Origin of the sequence: Roseburia sp. (genome assembly GCF_041325975.1) — a bacterium.
Classification (GTDB): Bacteria; Bacillota; Clostridia; order Lachnospirales; family Lachnospiraceae; genus Roseburia; species Roseburia rectibacter.
In genome coordinates this window covers 242,669-258,563 of record NZ_JBGLEJ010000005.1, presented here as the reverse complement: position 1 = coordinate 258,563, position 15,895 = coordinate 242,669, and the positions used below count along the sequence as shown (strand labels likewise).

The following is a 15,895-nucleotide window of genomic DNA, read 5'->3' as shown; positions in this document are numbered from 1 at the left end:
CTCCAAAGGTATGAAATCGTACCTTTTATAAAATAGTATGATTTCATACCTTTGTCAACATTTTTTTACCGCATACGACACAAAATGACAAAAAAATAAGTTGATGTATACTTTCATTCATATACATCAACTCGTTTTTTATTTTATATTACCATTCATGATTGGATTTATCTGCAAACAATCTGAGTGTTCCGTAATTTCCTTCCGGATCCTGATAGCTAATAAATACAACCGTATTATTCGAACCTTTTTGGGTGAAATTGATCTTCGCACCATTTTGTATTGCGGTATATTTTCCACCACGGGATATTGCAAGATTTTTAAGCTTATATCCTTTCTTTAAAGATACCTTTAAAGTCTGTGAACCTTTTACTTTCTTCATTGCTGCTGTCGTATTTTTATCAAAATAAGACACCTTATATTTTGTCTTTCCAACAGACAGACTCTTTAACGGGTTATTATATTTTACCCATGTCATCTTAGAAGTATAGGTATACGTCTTTTTATTCTGTACAATTTTTAAGGTTACCTTGACGGTGCCCGGTTTTTTTGCGGTAACCCAGACTATATTCTGACGTTTGTCCCATTTTGCGCTTGCAATCTTTTTATTGCTGACTTTCAATGTGACTTTTGCATTTTTGCTCATGTCTTTTACCACAAATTCACCAAATGTCTTGTATTCCGGTACAAACATAAGCTGTCTGTTTTCGCTGTACCCTACCTCCGGAGCTGTACTTTTCGCTTTTGCCTCAATCGGACTGCATAGCTGGATTGCTACAACAGATGCTATAGCCACCAACAACATAAGGAAATATCTCCCGGAAAATTTCCTTTCCAAAAACATAATTTTCACATTCTTCATAACAAAGTTCTCCTTTTGTAAAATTTATAGTTTAATTTTACATCATGCCCTGTTTTTTCACAATATTCTTCTTTATCTTTCATCATTCAGACTGCCTTACTCTTCCAGACTGTCTTTCATTCTGCCAAGCATTCCTGATTTTTTCAACGGCAGTGTAATAATAATGGCAATGATCGTTCCGCCACAGGTACTGATCAGAAACGGAACAACAAATGTAAATAAAGCTGCTGCCTTATTCCCCATGACAAGATATGCCACCGGATAAGAGAGCATTCCACCAATGATTCCGGTTCCTGCCACTTCACCAATATAAGCAAACGGAAGTTTTTTCCCATATTGATAAAACAGTCCGCCAAGCAATGCACCGCACATGCTTCCCGGGAATGCCAAAGGGCTTCCAAGTCCTAACAGGTTACGGATCAACGCTGCGATAAAAGCCTGAGCCAGCGCCCACCACGGTCCTACGGTAACTGCACATAAAATATTTACCAGGTGCTGTACCGGTGCACATTTGGAACCGAATACCGGGAAGGAAAATAAGCTTCCCACCACCGCTACTGCCGCTAAGATTGCTGTAACTGTCAATTTCTTTAAATTAAATTTATTCATTCTTTTGTCCTCTTTTCCCGGAATCTGCCACATCCTGCCTTCTAAAAAATGGTCTGACTGCAACAGTTCCTATTTTGATTTTACTGCCCCTGCAGCTTTTTCCACAATCAGGCAGAGAATGACTGTGACCACCATATCCGGCAGCGTATTTCCAACCGGCGTATCCACCTGCATCAGTATGCGGTAAATCACAAATCCGGCAAGCCATACAATCAGATTACGCCACTGAAATGCAGATTTTCCGGCATCTGCTTTCTTTAAAATGAAGTAATCTGCGATCTGCACTGCGATCATCGGAGCAAAAACAGAACCGATCAGGTATAAAAAGTTTGTAATGTTATCCATTGGATAAACGATCGCTGCGACAGTTCCAATCACAGTAACAACAATTGCTGCCCATTTTTCCTGAATCTTTGAGGAAATGGAAACACTTGAAACTCCTGCGGAATAAGCATCCAGAAAGGTTGTTGTAACCGTGGAAAATACAATAATAAGAAGTCCTACAACGCCGAAACCGGTTTTTAACATAATCTGTGCAATGTCATATTCGCCGGTAAAAATAGCTGCTCCCATGCCGATCATGTACATAAAAGTGCTGACCAGACTATAGACGATCACACTTGCGAGTGTTGCAGCAAACGGTTTTTCGGCTTCTCTTGTATAATCGCTGATCAGCGGCAGCCAGGAAAGCGGCATTGCTACCGCGAGCTCTACGGCAGCTCCGAACGTTAAACTTCCGTCATCCACGATCGTTGTCATGCTTCCGCTGCCAAAGAAGATCACTTTAAAAAGTACCAGTGATAAAATAAAAAGTGCGGTCATGGCAACCGTGTTTAATTTGCCAAGGTTGGTCAGTCCAATGAAAATCCACACAACGATCAGAACACCAATAATGATCGCCCACACCCAGTTTCCGGCATGCAAAACACCATCTGCCGCAAGTGCACCATCATAGATCATGATCGCAGTCCATCCCACAAGCTGTAACACATTTAATATGGCAAAAAGCAGACTTCCCTTTTCACCAAAGCTCATTTTTACAGTTTCCATGGCACTTTTTCGCTCTTTTGCCCCGATCATTCCTGCAGCAAACATCATCAGACCTCCGATCAGATGTCCAAGCAGAATTGCAAGCATTGCTTTTCCAAACCCCAGCGGTGCAAAATAAGTACCGGTCAATATCTCAGCTAAGGATACACCTGCACCAAACCAGATTAATCCATTAGAAAAAACGGAAGTTTTCTTTTCATTCATTGTCTGTACTCTCCTTCGATCGCAAATGCATGGTTCATAGGGCCGCTTCCTTTTCCAAGGTCAAGCATGGCGGCAAGTGCGCCGGAAATATAATTTTTAGCATATCTGACGGAAGTTTCTAAGTCTCTTCCCTTTGCAAGATTCGATGCAATCGCAGAAGATAACGTACAGCCGGTTCCATGGGTATTTGGATTGTCAATTCGTTTGCCATGAAACCATACCGGCTCTTTTTCCTTCTGGAAAAGAAGGTCATTCGCATCATTTAACTGGTGTCCGCCCTTTAATAACACGGCACAACCAAAGGTATTACAAATGATTTCTGCTGCTTTTTCCATATCTGCTTCTGTCTTTATCTCCATGTCAGAAAGCACTTCTGCTTCCGGAATATTTGGAGTGATAACAGTTGCAAGAGGCAATAATTTACTTTTCAATGTACTGATGGCTTCCTCGTTTATCAGTCTCGCTCCGCTGGTTGCCACCATGACGGGATCCACCACGATATTTTTTGCGTGATACTCTGTCAGCTTTTCCGCAATCGTCTCGATCAGTTCACTAGAAGAGACCATTCCGGTTTTAATCGCATCCGGATGAATATCCGTAAAAATACTATCCAGCTGCTCTGCCAAAAACTTTGGAGTTACCTCCATAATATCTGTTACGCCGGTCGTATTCTGGGCAGTCAAAGCTGTGATCGCACTCATCGCATAAACGCGGTTTGCGGTCATTGTCTTGATATCTGCCTGGATTCCGGCGCCTCCACTGGAATCACTTCCAGCGATTGTTAATGCTGTGTACATAAAATCCTCCTTGTTTTGCGAAGCAAAATGCGACTGCCCTTGCAGGAGCAGAGGATTTGCCTCCTTTGTTTTGCGAAGCAAAATGTCTGCTATGCCTGCATAGCATGCGCCCTTGCAGGAGCAGAGGATTTGCCTCCTTTGTTTTGCGAAGCAAAATGTCTGCTATGCCTGCATAGCATGCGCCCTTGCAGGAGCAGAGGATTTGCCTCCTTTGTTTTGCATTAATTTTATATAGCGACCTAAGGTGGTGCCCCCAATCTGCCGCTGTGACACAAGTGATGTATGAATAAACGGTCCTCCAAATGCTGGTTTGTTTATGAAATAAATCATCTCCCCAAATGGTGTATCGTAGGCTTGTGAGTGGCATCTTGCGCAAAGCCGGAGTAATTTTGGTTCCGTTGTCCGAAAATAAGAAAAGTCTAGGTATGCCTGAATTAGATTTTCTCGGAGTGACGTGAACGGCAACAACGAGTCATCCATGACTCGATGCTGCCTTGTTCTGCCATCCGTGGCAGAACATCACTGTATGTAGACAGGCACACCAAGATTTTCTAATTTTCTCCCAAAGTCACAAAATCAGCTCCGGCTTTGCGCAAGATGCCCACCTCCAGGTTGTGAACACCATTTGGGTGGGCGGTTCATCTCAAAATGGGGGCGCGGGTGTGAATTTTTGATATTCGCACGAATGGAAATATGCTTAAAATCCTAATGTGCTGTATCATTAATATTTAGCCTGATGACTTTCCAAAATTTTCAGCTGCTGTATTGTACTACATGAATTGTTTCGTAAATTGTCAGACCAATAACACAAAATATTCTTCAAATGTGTATGGCAATAAACATGAGCATAGTGGAATATATTGAGTTTTTTGCCAGCGTTATCAAACAAATAATAAATTATTGAATATAGTTATTTAGAAATATTTTTTAATCAGATTCAGACACAAAACACTAAAAGTTTACGCACCCCCAAGGTTGTAAAATGAGTTTCCCGGCTAAGGGTGGCTCACAACTTAGTGGCTGGCAAATCGCATCAAGCCGGGATTCGTTTTGTGACTTTGGGAGAAAATTAGGCAATCTTAGTCCGCCTGTTCGTAACACAGTGTTGTGCTGCCACGGACGGCAGCACAAGTCTTAATGCCCCCGGACGGGGCGTTTAAGACGCACACGTCACTCCGAGAAACATTAAATCAGGCTGACTTAGACTTGCCTTATTTTCGTACAACGGAACAAAACAGTCCCGGCTTGATGCGATTTGCCAATCGTAACCCCCCAGAACCACCCTACACAGGGAAACTCATATCACCCACAAACCAGCATTTGCAGATATCTTATCCATAAAAAGTGCAGGAACCCAACCAAAGATTCCTGCACAAAAAACACACTTGTGATCCATTATCTCCCTACGTTGGCATTATCCAAATCAGGTTCCGGGTTAAAGCGTCCGCTTACTCTCAGCCCGCCTGTGCGAGCACCCCATTTTTTTGTTTTCCACATCACTTTTGTGATGGTCTTTTTTATAACAGCTTTATTATACACACTTGTTCCCAAAATGCAAGTTTTTTCTACATAAATTGCTGTTGTCATTGCCATATTTATGGCAACTGCATGTGTCGTGAACCAATATCCTCGGCAACTGTTTCCAGCCTGTCTTGCCAAGTCTTCTGGTACCCACATCTTTATTAGGTTACGCACCTTTGTTCCCGGCTTTTTCCATTGATTTACAATTTCGGTTTACGTTTACCATTTGGGCTTCGATTTGATTTGCAATCTTACCCACCTAATCGCCTTATCAAGTTTCTGTTCGTAGGCTCAAGAACTTTGCTACACCACTTCCTCCATCCATACCGTTACCGATACCGACTTGTGGTTCGCTACACTTGGCGGTAAATACCCATGACTGGACTTGCACCAGCAAGATTAGCGCCATGCTCGGCACACAAAATAAAAGTTGTCCATAGTTTTTTCCTATGGACAACTTCAAAAATTTAAAATCGTATTTTATGTTTCTAAATCTCTTCCTTTGCCAGTCAACAAATGTATCCAGACAATCAGATCTGACTACTTGTATGATAAAGTTCCGCAAAATACGGATCTGATTTCATCAGTTCCTCAAAAGTCCCCTGACTGGTAATTTTACTATTCCGAAATACAATGATCTTATCAAAAGCTGCAATAAAATTCAGCCTGTGGGCAATAACGATCATCGTCTGATCTTTTAACCGATCAAGAACTTCCTGCATAACTGCCTCTTCTGTTAAATTGTCAAGCGCCGATGTGGCTTCGTCCAAAATAACAAGTTCCGGATCTTCAAACCACAATCTTGCAAGTGCAAGCCGCTGTTTTTCTCCGCCCGACAGACGCGTACCTTTTTCACCGATCTGCGTATCCAGTCCCTTGGCAGAATCGCGAACCAGACAGGAAAGATTCACCTTTTCCAGTGCCATCATAATCTCATCGTCTGGGACATTTCTGTCAAATAAAATATTTTCTCTGATCGTCCCATCAAAAATCGGAGAATCCTGGGATAAATAAACAATTTTGTCATAGAACTTATCAAGGCATAGATCTTTCAGTTCCACTCCTCCAACCTTGATCTGACCTCTGTCATACTTTAGAAATCCCAAAAGAATTTTTATCAGTGTCGACTTTCCTGAACCGCTCTCACCGACCAGGGCAACTTTTTGTCCTCTTGTGATTGTAAATGCCACCTCATCCAAGGCCGTCTTTTCTTCATATTCAAAGTGAAGATTCCTGACACAGATCTCACCTGCATTTCCAGCCGGAATCTTGCCTTTCTGGAGCTGCTCGTCATTTTTTAACTCCAAAAACCGGACAAATCTTGCATAAGCTGACTTATCCAGCTTATATTGCACATAGATCACATTGAATATTGCGATTGGGACATACGCATTTTCCACCAGCGAAATCAGTGCCACCACTTCGCCCGCCGTGAGATTTTTGCTTTTCCATGCATAAAATATAATCCCTATATTTAAAAATGCAACCATCCATGCAAATATCGTAAAAAAAGCCTCATGGATCAGATTCATCTTTACTTTTGAAGATACGATCTCCCTTTTTGCATCATCTGCTTTCCTGATCTCATTCGGAAACTGCCTTTCCACACGGAATATGACCAGTTCCATAAATCCGCGTATCAGATAATGATTTAACATTTCCTCATGATTAAGGACTTTCTCTTTCATTTGCATCAAAACTTTCAGCAATACATTCGACACTACAAAAACGACCAGATATCCGCTCATCAAAATATACATGATATTTCTGTTGATTTTTGCAATAAAATACATACTGAATAGTATGGACGGCAATAACTGGCGAATCAAAACCAGCCAGAAATTAAATATCACATCCCGTCCCGCTGTTGAACCATTTTCAATTTTCTGAACAAGTTTTCCTGTTCCCAGCTTCACATATTCCAGATACTCTATGATACTGATTTTTTGAAGCGCTAACAGCTTAAAGTCCAGATAAATCCCATGTTCCAGTTTTTTTGCCGGATATTCGTCCACATACTCCAAAACATAACCGGTAAGCAAAATGATCCCATATGCGACAATCCCAATGATCGTCAGGGTTCCACCGGAAAGTCCGTCAATGATTTTCTGAAAATAATCTGCCTTATAGTTCAAAAGAAAGGAATTAAATACCCCAATCACGAGATAGCCAGATGTAACCAATAAATTTTTCTTTAGTATTTCTTTTATGTAACGCATAACTGTACTCCTTTTATCGCATATTTTTTACCTACGAAACAGTACAGTTGTGACTGTCAGCATATTAATATTATAGAATGCACGCTCCGCGAACATTCTATGATTATGAATTAACCTCAGTACAATCTGCTAACAGATCATTTCAACTGTACTGAGTAGTTACCTCGAACAAATTTCATCATGAATTCACCTCGATTCTGTATCATGTATTTTTATCTTACCATAATGATGCGAAAAACTGCAAGCCATTCCAATCACAAGACTTTTTCTTTACTAAAATTACATACATTCCATCCACGTTTCACCTGTAAATTTCAGATTTTATTTTATCACATTTATTTCTTTCCATATAATATCCCCATCCCACTGATCATCCACGGCGTCGTCACAAATCCCGGAATAAAATCAAGCTTCTTTTCCAGATCACCGATATAGTGTATCTCAGAGATTCCTTCGGCTTTTAATACCTCAACAAATGCATCCATATCTCCGTACAACGCTTTCTGTGAAAACATATCCTGAAATGAAAATACCCCTCCTTTTTTTACCACCCGGAGTGCCTCTCTCACCACATTCCGCTTATCTTTCGTCGACCGTACTTCATGAAACACAAAATTGCTCACTGCCGCATCAAATGTTTCATCCGCAAAATCCAGCTTTGCTGCGTCTCCTTTTTGAAATGACACGCGGTCTGCAACACTCTCTAGTCTTACATTTCTCTCACACTGCTCCTTTGCGTAACTCCACTCTGCTCCCCAGTAATCCATCGCCGTGATCTGCGCTTTCGGGAAAGCCTTCGCGCACCGGACCGTAAGTGCAGCAGCACCACATCCGATATCGAGCATTTTCCCTTCTCCATCCCAGTCAAGATGCTCTACCAGATGTTTATGCACACCTGCCATCATATTTCCCTTTCCAAATGCAAACGCTTCATGGCAGACCAGCATATAGACCGCCATCGCAAATGTCAGCGCACAAACCACTCCCGCGATCACCGTGATAACCGGTATCTGTACCATAACTCCAAGCAGTACCGTGACCACAAGAAATACCCCCGCCAGTCCAAACAGCAGATACAGAGCCTTCTCCGGCACCCAGTTTCCATAATTTGTTTTTTCTTTCATGATGAAATCCTCCTTTTTCCTCCTTGTTTTGCGAGCGCATAACAATTTTTCTGATCTGTTATGTTTTGCAATAGAAAAAGCCTACCGCATCATCTGCGATAGACTTCTCTTTGTTCTTTTAAATATTGAATTAATGCCATCGATCCTGCGTCGGCATGTATGCCTATCTCCCTCGCAAGCTTTAGTCTTTCTTCCACGGTATAATCTCCTTCTATCAGTTCCATGTATCCGCGAAGCCGCATTGCAACCAAAATCCGGATCATTTCCGAATCCGGCTCACTTCCCATAAACTTTGAAAAATAGCTGGTAAATGCCGCCTGCATCTGGCTGTATACTTTTTGCCGGAAGCCCTCATAACGGCTGCCCTCTGATCTTTCCATCAGAATGATTGCCTCCGCCCGGTGCTCCGATAAATATTCCATGATCTGCCGTTCATTATCATCCGCTGTACCGGGATCCTCTTCTTCCCTTTGCGCCAGTTCGGCGCACATATGCTCATAATCAGCGATCACCGGATCTAAAATGGCTGTCATTAACGCTTCTTTACTCTCAAATGAGAAATAAAATGCTCCAGTCGTGACACCGGCTGCTTTGCAGATATCCCGGAGACTGGCTTTTACATAACCCTTTTTTAGAAACTCTGCCCTGCCGGATCTGATCAGTTTTTGTTCTGTCTGTTTTCTGCGCTCATCTTCCATAATACAAGATATGTTAGCACAAACTAACTGTTTTGTCAATTTTTGATCTGAACACTCACGCCATCACCATATATATATCCCATATTTATTTCTTTCTTCCATATAAATGCAAATCTCCATTACATCACATGACATCCATTCTGATCTCATCAATGATACTCTTATCCTTTTGCTTAGTTGTTTCAGCCCATGTGATAATCATCACTACCACAGTCAAGACGACCACTCCTGCTATTAATATTCCCCATGGAATATGATATAACACCGGAAACGCTTTTCGTATAGACAGATTCATTGCAAATGGTATTGCAATTCCGAGTACAGTTCCTGGTATCAGTGCTTTTATAATGCATATCAGGCTTTCACAGTAAAGCATTTTTTGAATGGAAGCATTTGTCATTCCAACACTTTTTAAAATTGCAAACTCTCGTCCTCTGATCCTGATATTTGCCGCAAGCGTGTTGATCACACTTGCAAATCCCATAAAAATCAACAGAATAACAAATCCATATAGAATAATTTCCGCAAGGATAATTGCGATATTTAACATTTTTGCCATCGTATCCATGCGGCTTATTCTCACCGTATATCCCTGATCCACATAGGAATCCTCTGTAAGTACCGGATAATATTCATCCATGATTTTTCTGGCATATTCTGCAAATGCCTGTTCATCATCCGGTGTACAAAACCAGTCGAAATATCTGGCAGTAACATCCGGCACAACAATCCTTACCGGATCAGGAGACATATCACGAAATCCCGGTTCTTTCAGATCTTCCTGATATAAAAAACCTCCAATTTCAATCCTTTTCTTCTCTTCGGCTGCATTTATCAAAGTGATTTCCGTAACCGTTTCTCCAAAGGGTTTTATGCTCTTTGTTCTCCCATTATCATTATACTGGTAACTGTTTATCAAAAGATTACTGCCGTAAGGAGCTCCTGCTCTGTCACACAGCTTCTGATATAATTTTTCATCCACCGATATGAGAGAAACCCCTGCTTCTGCATTCTCATCAAAAATGTCTGGAGCCTCTGACATATCCTTAGACAGGAAATTCTTATCCAGGATTGCCTGATATGTACATGCATCATTTCCTACTCCATATACTTCTATATTACCATATTCAGCTAATCTTTTTGTTATTTCGTTATAAGTTATAGAGGATATTGGTGATACGATCTTTTCTTCGGTACGTCCGGTTCGTTTATTCACCTCTATATTGCGAATTGAACAATAATCCACATCCATCTCTTTTGAATCCGGCGTCATCCATTCCTGAAACTCTTTCGCTTGTTCTGCCAGTCCACCTGTCATCAAAAACAGTAAAATTGCAAGTGATAATGCCCGTACTGTTGCTTTGTATCCTGATTGATTCCTTTTAATATTTTTCCATGCAATCTCTCCTTCACATCCAAAAATTTTTCCAGCCAATCCACCTTTTACAGCAAGCTCTTTTAGATTTATGTCTGTCGTTATACCTTTTACACACTGTATTGCAGTAAGCCTTCCAACAGTTTTTGCAGGCTTGTACGCAGATCTAAGAACAATCAAAAATGAAAAAAAGGAAGCAAACAGATATGTCCATACCGAAATATGAAATGACAAAGAAAAGGAAAACGGTCTCATAATAATACTTTTTGAAAGTTGATCGATATTCGAAACAAAATATCCTGTGATTTTTATACCAATATATCCAAGCAAAGTTCCTGCCATAAGTCCAAGCGGAATACCAACCACACAAAGCCACAAACTTTCACAGATAACACATGCTCTGATCTGTTTTCCGGTTCCACCTACACATTTTAAAATACCAAATTCCTGAATCCTTTTATTGGCACTTGCCACAAAAATATTTGATATCACCGTTACCGACATAAGAGCGATCAATATCCCTAAAATTAAAACCGGAACGAAAATCAAAAGAAAATACACACTGCTATAGTCTCCATATCCCGGTTCTAAAAAAACCGTAAGCATCCTGTTGCCACTGGTTACAAAACACATAACTGCCGTAACAAGTGCTGTTGCCAGTGAAATAGCAGAAATCCCTGCCATTGTTCTTTTTTTATTTAATTTTAGCTGACTGAGTGCGAGCTGTGATGTAATTTTCATGATTTCATCACCTCATCTTTTACAATTTTCCCGTCTCCGATCGTAATGATCCGGCTCGCCTGCAAGGCAATTTTTTCATCATGCGTAACTAAAAGAATCGTCTGCTTATACTTTTGATTGGCAAGCTTTAAAATATCCATAATCTCTCTGCCCGTCTTACTGTCAAGGTTTCCAGTCGGTTCATCCGCCAGTATAAAAGCCGGCTCATTGATCAGTGCCCTTCCGATTGATACTCTCTGCTGCTGTCCACCGGACATCTGTCCCGGAAGATGTTTTGCCCGTTCCAAAAGCCCAAGCAGCTGCATCATTTCTGTTAATCGTTTTTTATTTTCTTTTCTTCCATCCAGTTTCCATGGCAGCATAATATTTTCCTCTGCAGTAAGCGTAGGAATCAGATTGTAAAACTGATAAATAATTCCCAGATTTCTTCTTCGAAAAATAGCAAGTTCATCCTCGTTCATTGCAGCAATATCATTTTCCTCGATCACGACAGAACCACTGGTTGGATGATCAAGTCCTCCGATCATGTTCATAAGGGTAGATTTTCCTGAACCGGAAGCTCCGACAATCGCAACAAATTCTCCTCTTTCAACAGAAAAAGAAACATGATCAAGTGCGGTCACTTCCGCTTCTCCCTGACCATATTTCTTTGTCAGCTCTCTTACTTCTAAAACAGCCATCGCATTATCCTCCCTTTTCACTACTGATCTTAACAATGTAAAATGACTGTTCCGTGACAAAACCAAAATCAATTATGACAATTCTGTCACTTAAAAAATTTTATGATAAACGTCGTACCGCATCCATAGTTTCCAAAATCAATATCTATATCTCCGCCCTGTCCTTTGACAATTGATAACGCAAGCGGCATCCCAATCCCAAAGCCATTTTCATTTGTGGAATATTCAAATCTTTTAAAAAGGGCTGCGTACTGCTCTCTACTCATTCCTGCACCGCTATCCTTTACCGAGATCCAGCTATACAACGGATTTCCACCGCTGTCTATTTCGATTTCACTATCTTTCGGAGAATACTCGATCGCATTTTTTACAAGATTCGTAAGTGCCTCCACCGTCCATTGCTTATCACAACTGATAACGCTGTCATTTTTCAGTATAAGTTTCTGATTATTAATATCTAAAAGTATCGCAACCGAAGGATTTACAGCTTCAAGCAATTCTGATGTCTTTATATCTTTTTTTATAAACTCAATGGCATGTGCATCAATCTTTGCCATCTTAAGCAGTGCGCCTACAAGCCACTCCATCTTGTTTAAAGAAACTCTGATGTTATGAATAAATTCCGCCTGTTTTTCCGGTTCTGCATCTTCTAATAAATCTGCCATGATCATCATGGAAGTGATAGGTGTTTTAAGCTGATGAGAAATATCTGCCATATAGTCAGAAAGAATGTCTCTTTCCGATTCGATCACCTTGATCTGTTCATTTTTCCTGTTAACCAGAGCATAGATGTCATTTTTTAAAATCTGAAATGCACCCTCTCTGTTATCACGGATATCAAATTTCTCACCGGAAATATAGCCTTTTACAAACTCAGACAATTTTTCTACTTCTTTTTTCTTAATCCACACGATATCCCATTCCTCTCACAGTCTCGATCTGTAATGCCGCCCCGAGTTTTTCACGCAGTCTTTTCACGTAAACAGTGAGTGTATTATCCTCCACAAAATTACCATCTATATCCCAGATTTTATCTAAAATCTGCTGTCGGGATAATAAGACTCTCTGATTATTAGCAAAAATAAGAAGCAGTCTGTATTCTAACGCAGTAAGATCAACAATCCTGTCATCCACATAAACTTTTGCCTCATCCGTATTGATCTTGACCTGTCCTATGCAAATGATATGATTCTTTCCCGTCTGCTTATTCTGAACCGATAACACACGCCTTACTCTCGCAAGCAGTTCCCTGATCCGGAAAGGCTTTACGACATAATCTGCTGCACCTTCATCAAAAGCCCTGACAATCGTATTTTCATCATCAACTACAGTCAGAAAAATGACGGATGTATCTGTATTTTTTAATTTATTGCCTATATCAGCCCCCAGTCCGTCCGGCAGCTGCATATCTAAAATTGCAAGATCAAAATATCTTTTTTCGATGAAACCACACGCATCCGCAACGGTCACAGCATGACAGACTTCATAGCCTTCCATTTCCAGTGCATATATAATTCCCGATGCGATCATAGTATCATCTTCTACCAGTAAAATATAATTCATCTGCAACCCCTTTCTCATTCTGACCAGTCACTGCTTTTCAAAAAATCCACTGTAAAATAATAACACAAAATAAAGAAAAAGCCTACCGCATCCGCTGCGACAGGCTTCTCTTTATTTTTCAATTTTTTATTATCACAGGCATTCCTGCATCAGCAGCATAGCAATTATGTCCCTATGCCTCAGCCTGCTCTGCGATCTTCTTATATCCATCCATGTCATCATAGATGCTGTTTGTCCATGGATTCTTTTTCTTCTGGACAGATTTGTAGATCATAAATACAAATACTGTAACGTTAGCGATCAATGCTAAAGCACTTACGATGTTGTAGATTACCGGATTGTAGGTAGAGTTTACAACAACTACCTCATCCTGGAACATCGGCCAGCACTGCGCGAAGAAGCACCAGATGGAAAGTGTTCTGGCACGGTTCTCAAGCCATGCACCCTTGTTGATAAGAAATGCTGCTGTTGTCGGAGCTAACAGTAATGCAAGTCCGCAGTACCATGCGTGGCTCGGCAGACAGTTATATGTATAAGCAAAGTTCCATAAATCATATGCAACGATCCAGAACCACATCATATCCGGCCAGATCATATCGCGTGAACTGTCTTTGTCGCTCTTTTTACGTACACATACACCAAACCAGCCTGCGATCGTAACCGCATTTAAAATACCTGCGATACCATTCATAATATTCCATGGTCCGCCAAGTACGAACATGCCCGGCTCATCGGCGAGTTCTGTGATATTGCCCCAGTACTGCATTGCAACCTGGAAATCACGGGAACAAGCCTCGAAAATATTGATAGCAAGGATTGCCGGAATTAAAAGCATGAAGATCTTGTTGTTTTTCAGTTCCCAGGTCGTACCGTCTTTTCTTGTTCCCTTGACATAACGGAAACACCAGAAGAAAATACAGCCTGCGGTGGATGAATAATACTTTGCAAGGTGGAACCAGTCGGTATAGGCAATACCTTTTAATACCGTAAACCATGTAACTGTTCCAATGACCGGAAGTATGAACCAGAAAAAGAAACCGCTCCACTTCCATCTTCTTGATACTTCATTAAGCAGAACCAAAGCTGCAAATACTGCTACCCAGATCAGAATTACCGTAAGATTCGAAAATCCATTTCCCGCTGCGGTAAATCCTGAAGGGCCTTCATGAAATGTAAACATATACATTCCTCCCTTATATAGATTAGTTTTATCTGGTCATACCAGACATTGTTATAATTTTAACATTAATTTTATAAAGTTTCAATATAATTTATGTTTTTCTGCAAAAATGGCACTTTTTCGTCCTTTTGAACCAAAAAGTGCCATTTATTTCTTGTGGTATAACCAGTTTTATTTTTCATCCTCGATCGTAAGCGTTCCAGGTCTCACGTTCAGATAGATACTGCCTTTATCGGGAGTTTGACACATTGAAATGCAAAAAAGTACCGCAAAGCCTTGAAATAGGCTTATTTTTTTGTCAAATATTGTCACTCAGTCCATCAAAAAGCTGCCTGCTGAAGACCGGGCATGGGCTTTAAAGAAAACGGGCTTTAAACTTCTCTCAGATGATAAACCTGTTGACCTCACAAAACTGACAGATGATGACAAGAACCAGCTTTATTATAAAGACGAACCATTTACAACAAAAAAACTGGATCAAAGATTGATCATAACCTACTCCCCTAAATATGCCGCTTATCAGAAATCCATCCGTGCGGAGCAGATCTGTCGGGCAGAAAAAATGGTTGCAAATGGCTCTCTAAAAAAACAGCGCAAAAATCCAAATGATCCTGCAAGATTTGTAAATAAGGCAGCTGTAACCAACGAAGGAGAAAAAGCTAAGATCCACTATTATCTCGATACGGATAAGATTGCTGAAGAAGAAATGTATGACGGGCTTTATGCGGTATGTACAGACCTGCTTGATGATAACGTTGCAGATATCTTAAAAGTCAGTGAAGGAAGATGGCAGATTGAAGACTGTTTCAGAACTATGAAAACAGACTTTGAAGCCAGACCCGTTTACTTAAACCGTGAAGACCGAATTAAGGCTCATTTTCTTACCTGTTTTCTTGCTCTGTTACATTTCCGGTTATTAAACCGCTCCTTGAAAGGGACTTATACCACAGAACAATTACTTCACACTTTAAAAGACATAAAATTTACGGATATAGAAGAACAGGGCTTCATGCCGGTATATGAGCGTCAGGAAATCACTGACGATCTCCATGAAACCTGCGGATTCAGAACGGACTATCAATTCATAACAAAACGGAAAATAAAAGGAATTCAGAAAAAAAGTAAGCGGAGATAAAACATTACTATATTTCGTGTATGCAGATAAAAGTGCCACACCCCTTGTATTTACAGGGATTGTGGCACTTTATTAACTAATCAACTGTCAAAAATGAGATTATACACGCCTGTTCTCAAAATGCAAGGTTTTTATCC

The 15,895-nt window shown here is 40.6% G+C and carries 12 protein-coding genes, 1 pseudogene and 1 riboswitch; of the genes and pseudogenes, 1 reads left to right on the top strand and 12 read right to left on the bottom strand.

Features of this window, described 5'->3' with window-relative positions; all coding sequences use genetic code 11:
• Positions 1-148: 148 nt before the first annotated feature.
• From ACDD58_RS12470 to ACDD58_RS12415, 12 genes are all read right to left on the bottom strand, one after another.
• Positions 149-862, bottom strand: coding sequence for a hypothetical protein (locus tag ACDD58_RS12470; RefSeq protein WP_370777730.1), 714 nt, complete (start codon positions 860-862; stop codon positions 149-151).
• Between the two features lie 96 nt (positions 863-958).
• Positions 959-1,504: an energy coupling factor transporter S component ThiW gene (thiW, locus tag ACDD58_RS12465; protein ID WP_370777728.1), complete on the bottom strand. Its 546-nt coding sequence runs from the start codon at positions 1,502-1,504 to the stop codon at positions 959-961.
• A 36-nt stretch (positions 1,505-1,540) separates the two neighbouring features.
• Complete coding sequence (gene cytX, locus ACDD58_RS12460) at positions 1,541-2,725, bottom strand: putative hydroxymethylpyrimidine transporter CytX (protein ID WP_370777726.1); 1,185 nt, start codon at positions 2,723-2,725, stop codon at positions 1,541-1,543.
• Positions 2,722-3,522: a bifunctional hydroxymethylpyrimidine kinase/phosphomethylpyrimidine kinase gene (gene thiD / locus ACDD58_RS12455; RefSeq protein WP_370777724.1), complete on the bottom strand. Its 801-nt coding sequence runs from the start codon at positions 3,520-3,522 to the stop codon at positions 2,722-2,724. Before thiD ends, cytX begins: the two co-directional genes overlap by 4 nt.
• A 1,382-nt stretch (positions 3,523-4,904) precedes the next feature.
• Positions 4,905-5,011: riboswitch (TPP riboswitch) on the bottom strand.
• 562 nt (positions 5,012-5,573) lie between these two features.
• On the bottom strand, positions 5,574-7,262 hold the full coding sequence (locus ACDD58_RS12450; protein WP_370777723.1) for an ABC transporter ATP-binding protein: 1,689 nt from the start codon (positions 7,260-7,262) through the stop codon (positions 5,574-5,576).
• A gap of 335 nt (positions 7,263-7,597) precedes the next feature.
• Positions 7,598-8,386, bottom strand: a complete 789-nt coding sequence (locus ACDD58_RS12445) for a class I SAM-dependent methyltransferase (RefSeq protein ID WP_117918459.1) — start codon at positions 8,384-8,386, stop codon at positions 7,598-7,600.
• 89 nt (positions 8,387-8,475) lie between these two features.
• Positions 8,476-9,084, bottom strand: a complete 609-nt coding sequence (locus ACDD58_RS12440; RefSeq protein WP_117918461.1) for a TetR/AcrR family transcriptional regulator — start codon at positions 9,082-9,084, stop codon at positions 8,476-8,478.
• Positions 9,085-9,208: 124 nt separating this feature from the next.
• Complete coding sequence (locus tag ACDD58_RS12435) at positions 9,209-11,200, bottom strand: FtsX-like permease family protein (protein ID WP_370777721.1); 1,992 nt, start codon at positions 11,198-11,200, stop codon at positions 9,209-9,211.
• Positions 11,197-11,880, bottom strand: coding sequence for an ABC transporter ATP-binding protein (locus tag ACDD58_RS12430; RefSeq protein ID WP_117918465.1), 684 nt, complete (start codon positions 11,878-11,880; stop codon positions 11,197-11,199). Before ACDD58_RS12430 ends, ACDD58_RS12435 begins: the two co-directional genes overlap by 4 nt.
• Before the next feature lie 86 nt (positions 11,881-11,966).
• Positions 11,967-12,791 (bottom strand): sensor histidine kinase KdpD, encoded by an 825-nt coding sequence (locus ACDD58_RS12425; RefSeq protein WP_117918467.1) that lies wholly within the window; start codon positions 12,789-12,791, stop codon positions 11,967-11,969.
• Positions 12,781-13,443, bottom strand: coding sequence for a response regulator transcription factor (locus ACDD58_RS12420; protein WP_117918772.1), 663 nt, complete (start codon positions 13,441-13,443; stop codon positions 12,781-12,783). Before ACDD58_RS12420 ends, ACDD58_RS12425 begins: the two co-directional genes overlap by 11 nt.
• A gap of 172 nt (positions 13,444-13,615) precedes the next feature.
• Positions 13,616-14,623 (bottom strand): DUF5692 family protein, encoded by a 1,008-nt coding sequence (locus ACDD58_RS12415; protein WP_330418356.1) that lies wholly within the window; start codon positions 14,621-14,623, stop codon positions 13,616-13,618.
• 304 nt (positions 14,624-14,927) lie between these two features.
• Between ACDD58_RS12415 and ACDD58_RS12410 the strand changes: the two are divergent.
• Positions 14,928-15,758 (top strand): annotated as a pseudogene (locus ACDD58_RS12410) (transposase); the annotation flags it as partial.
• Positions 15,759-15,895: the final 137 nt, after the last annotated feature.

Excerpts from the sequence above, each read along its gene's own strand:
- ACDD58_RS12470 (WP_370777730.1), bottom strand. The coding sequence starts at position 862 with ATGAAGAATGTGAAAATTATGTTTTTGGAAAGGAAATTTTCCGGGAGA.
- thiW (WP_370777728.1), bottom strand. The coding sequence starts at position 1,504 with ATGTGGCAGATTCCGGGAAAAGAGGACAAAAGAATGAATAAATTTAAT.
- cytX (WP_370777726.1), bottom strand. The coding sequence starts at position 2,725 with ATGAATGAAAAGAAAACTTCCGTTTTTTCTAATGGATTAATCTGGTTT.
- thiD (WP_370777724.1), bottom strand. The coding sequence starts at position 3,522 with ATGTACACAGCATTAACAATCGCTGGAAGTGATTCCAGTGGAGGCGCC.
- ACDD58_RS12450 (WP_370777723.1), bottom strand. The coding sequence starts at position 7,262 with ATGCGTTACATAAAAGAAATACTAAAGAAAAATTTATTGGTTACATCT.
- ACDD58_RS12445 (WP_117918459.1), bottom strand. The coding sequence starts at position 8,386 with ATGAAAGAAAAAACAAATTATGGAAACTGGGTGCCGGAGAAGGCTCTG.
- ACDD58_RS12440 (WP_117918461.1), bottom strand. The coding sequence starts at position 9,084 with ATGGAAGATGAGCGCAGAAAACAGACAGAACAAAAACTGATCAGATCC.
- ACDD58_RS12435 (WP_370777721.1), bottom strand. The coding sequence starts at position 11,200 with ATGAAAATTACATCACAGCTCGCACTCAGTCAGCTAAAATTAAATAAA.
- ACDD58_RS12430 (WP_117918465.1), bottom strand. The coding sequence starts at position 11,880 with ATGGCTGTTTTAGAAGTAAGAGAGCTGACAAAGAAATATGGTCAGGGA.
- ACDD58_RS12420 (WP_117918772.1), bottom strand. The coding sequence starts at position 13,443 with ATGAATTATATTTTACTGGTAGAAGATGATACTATGATCGCATCGGGA.
- ACDD58_RS12415 (WP_330418356.1), bottom strand. The coding sequence starts at position 14,623 with ATGTTTACATTTCATGAAGGCCCTTCAGGATTTACCGCAGCGGGAAAT.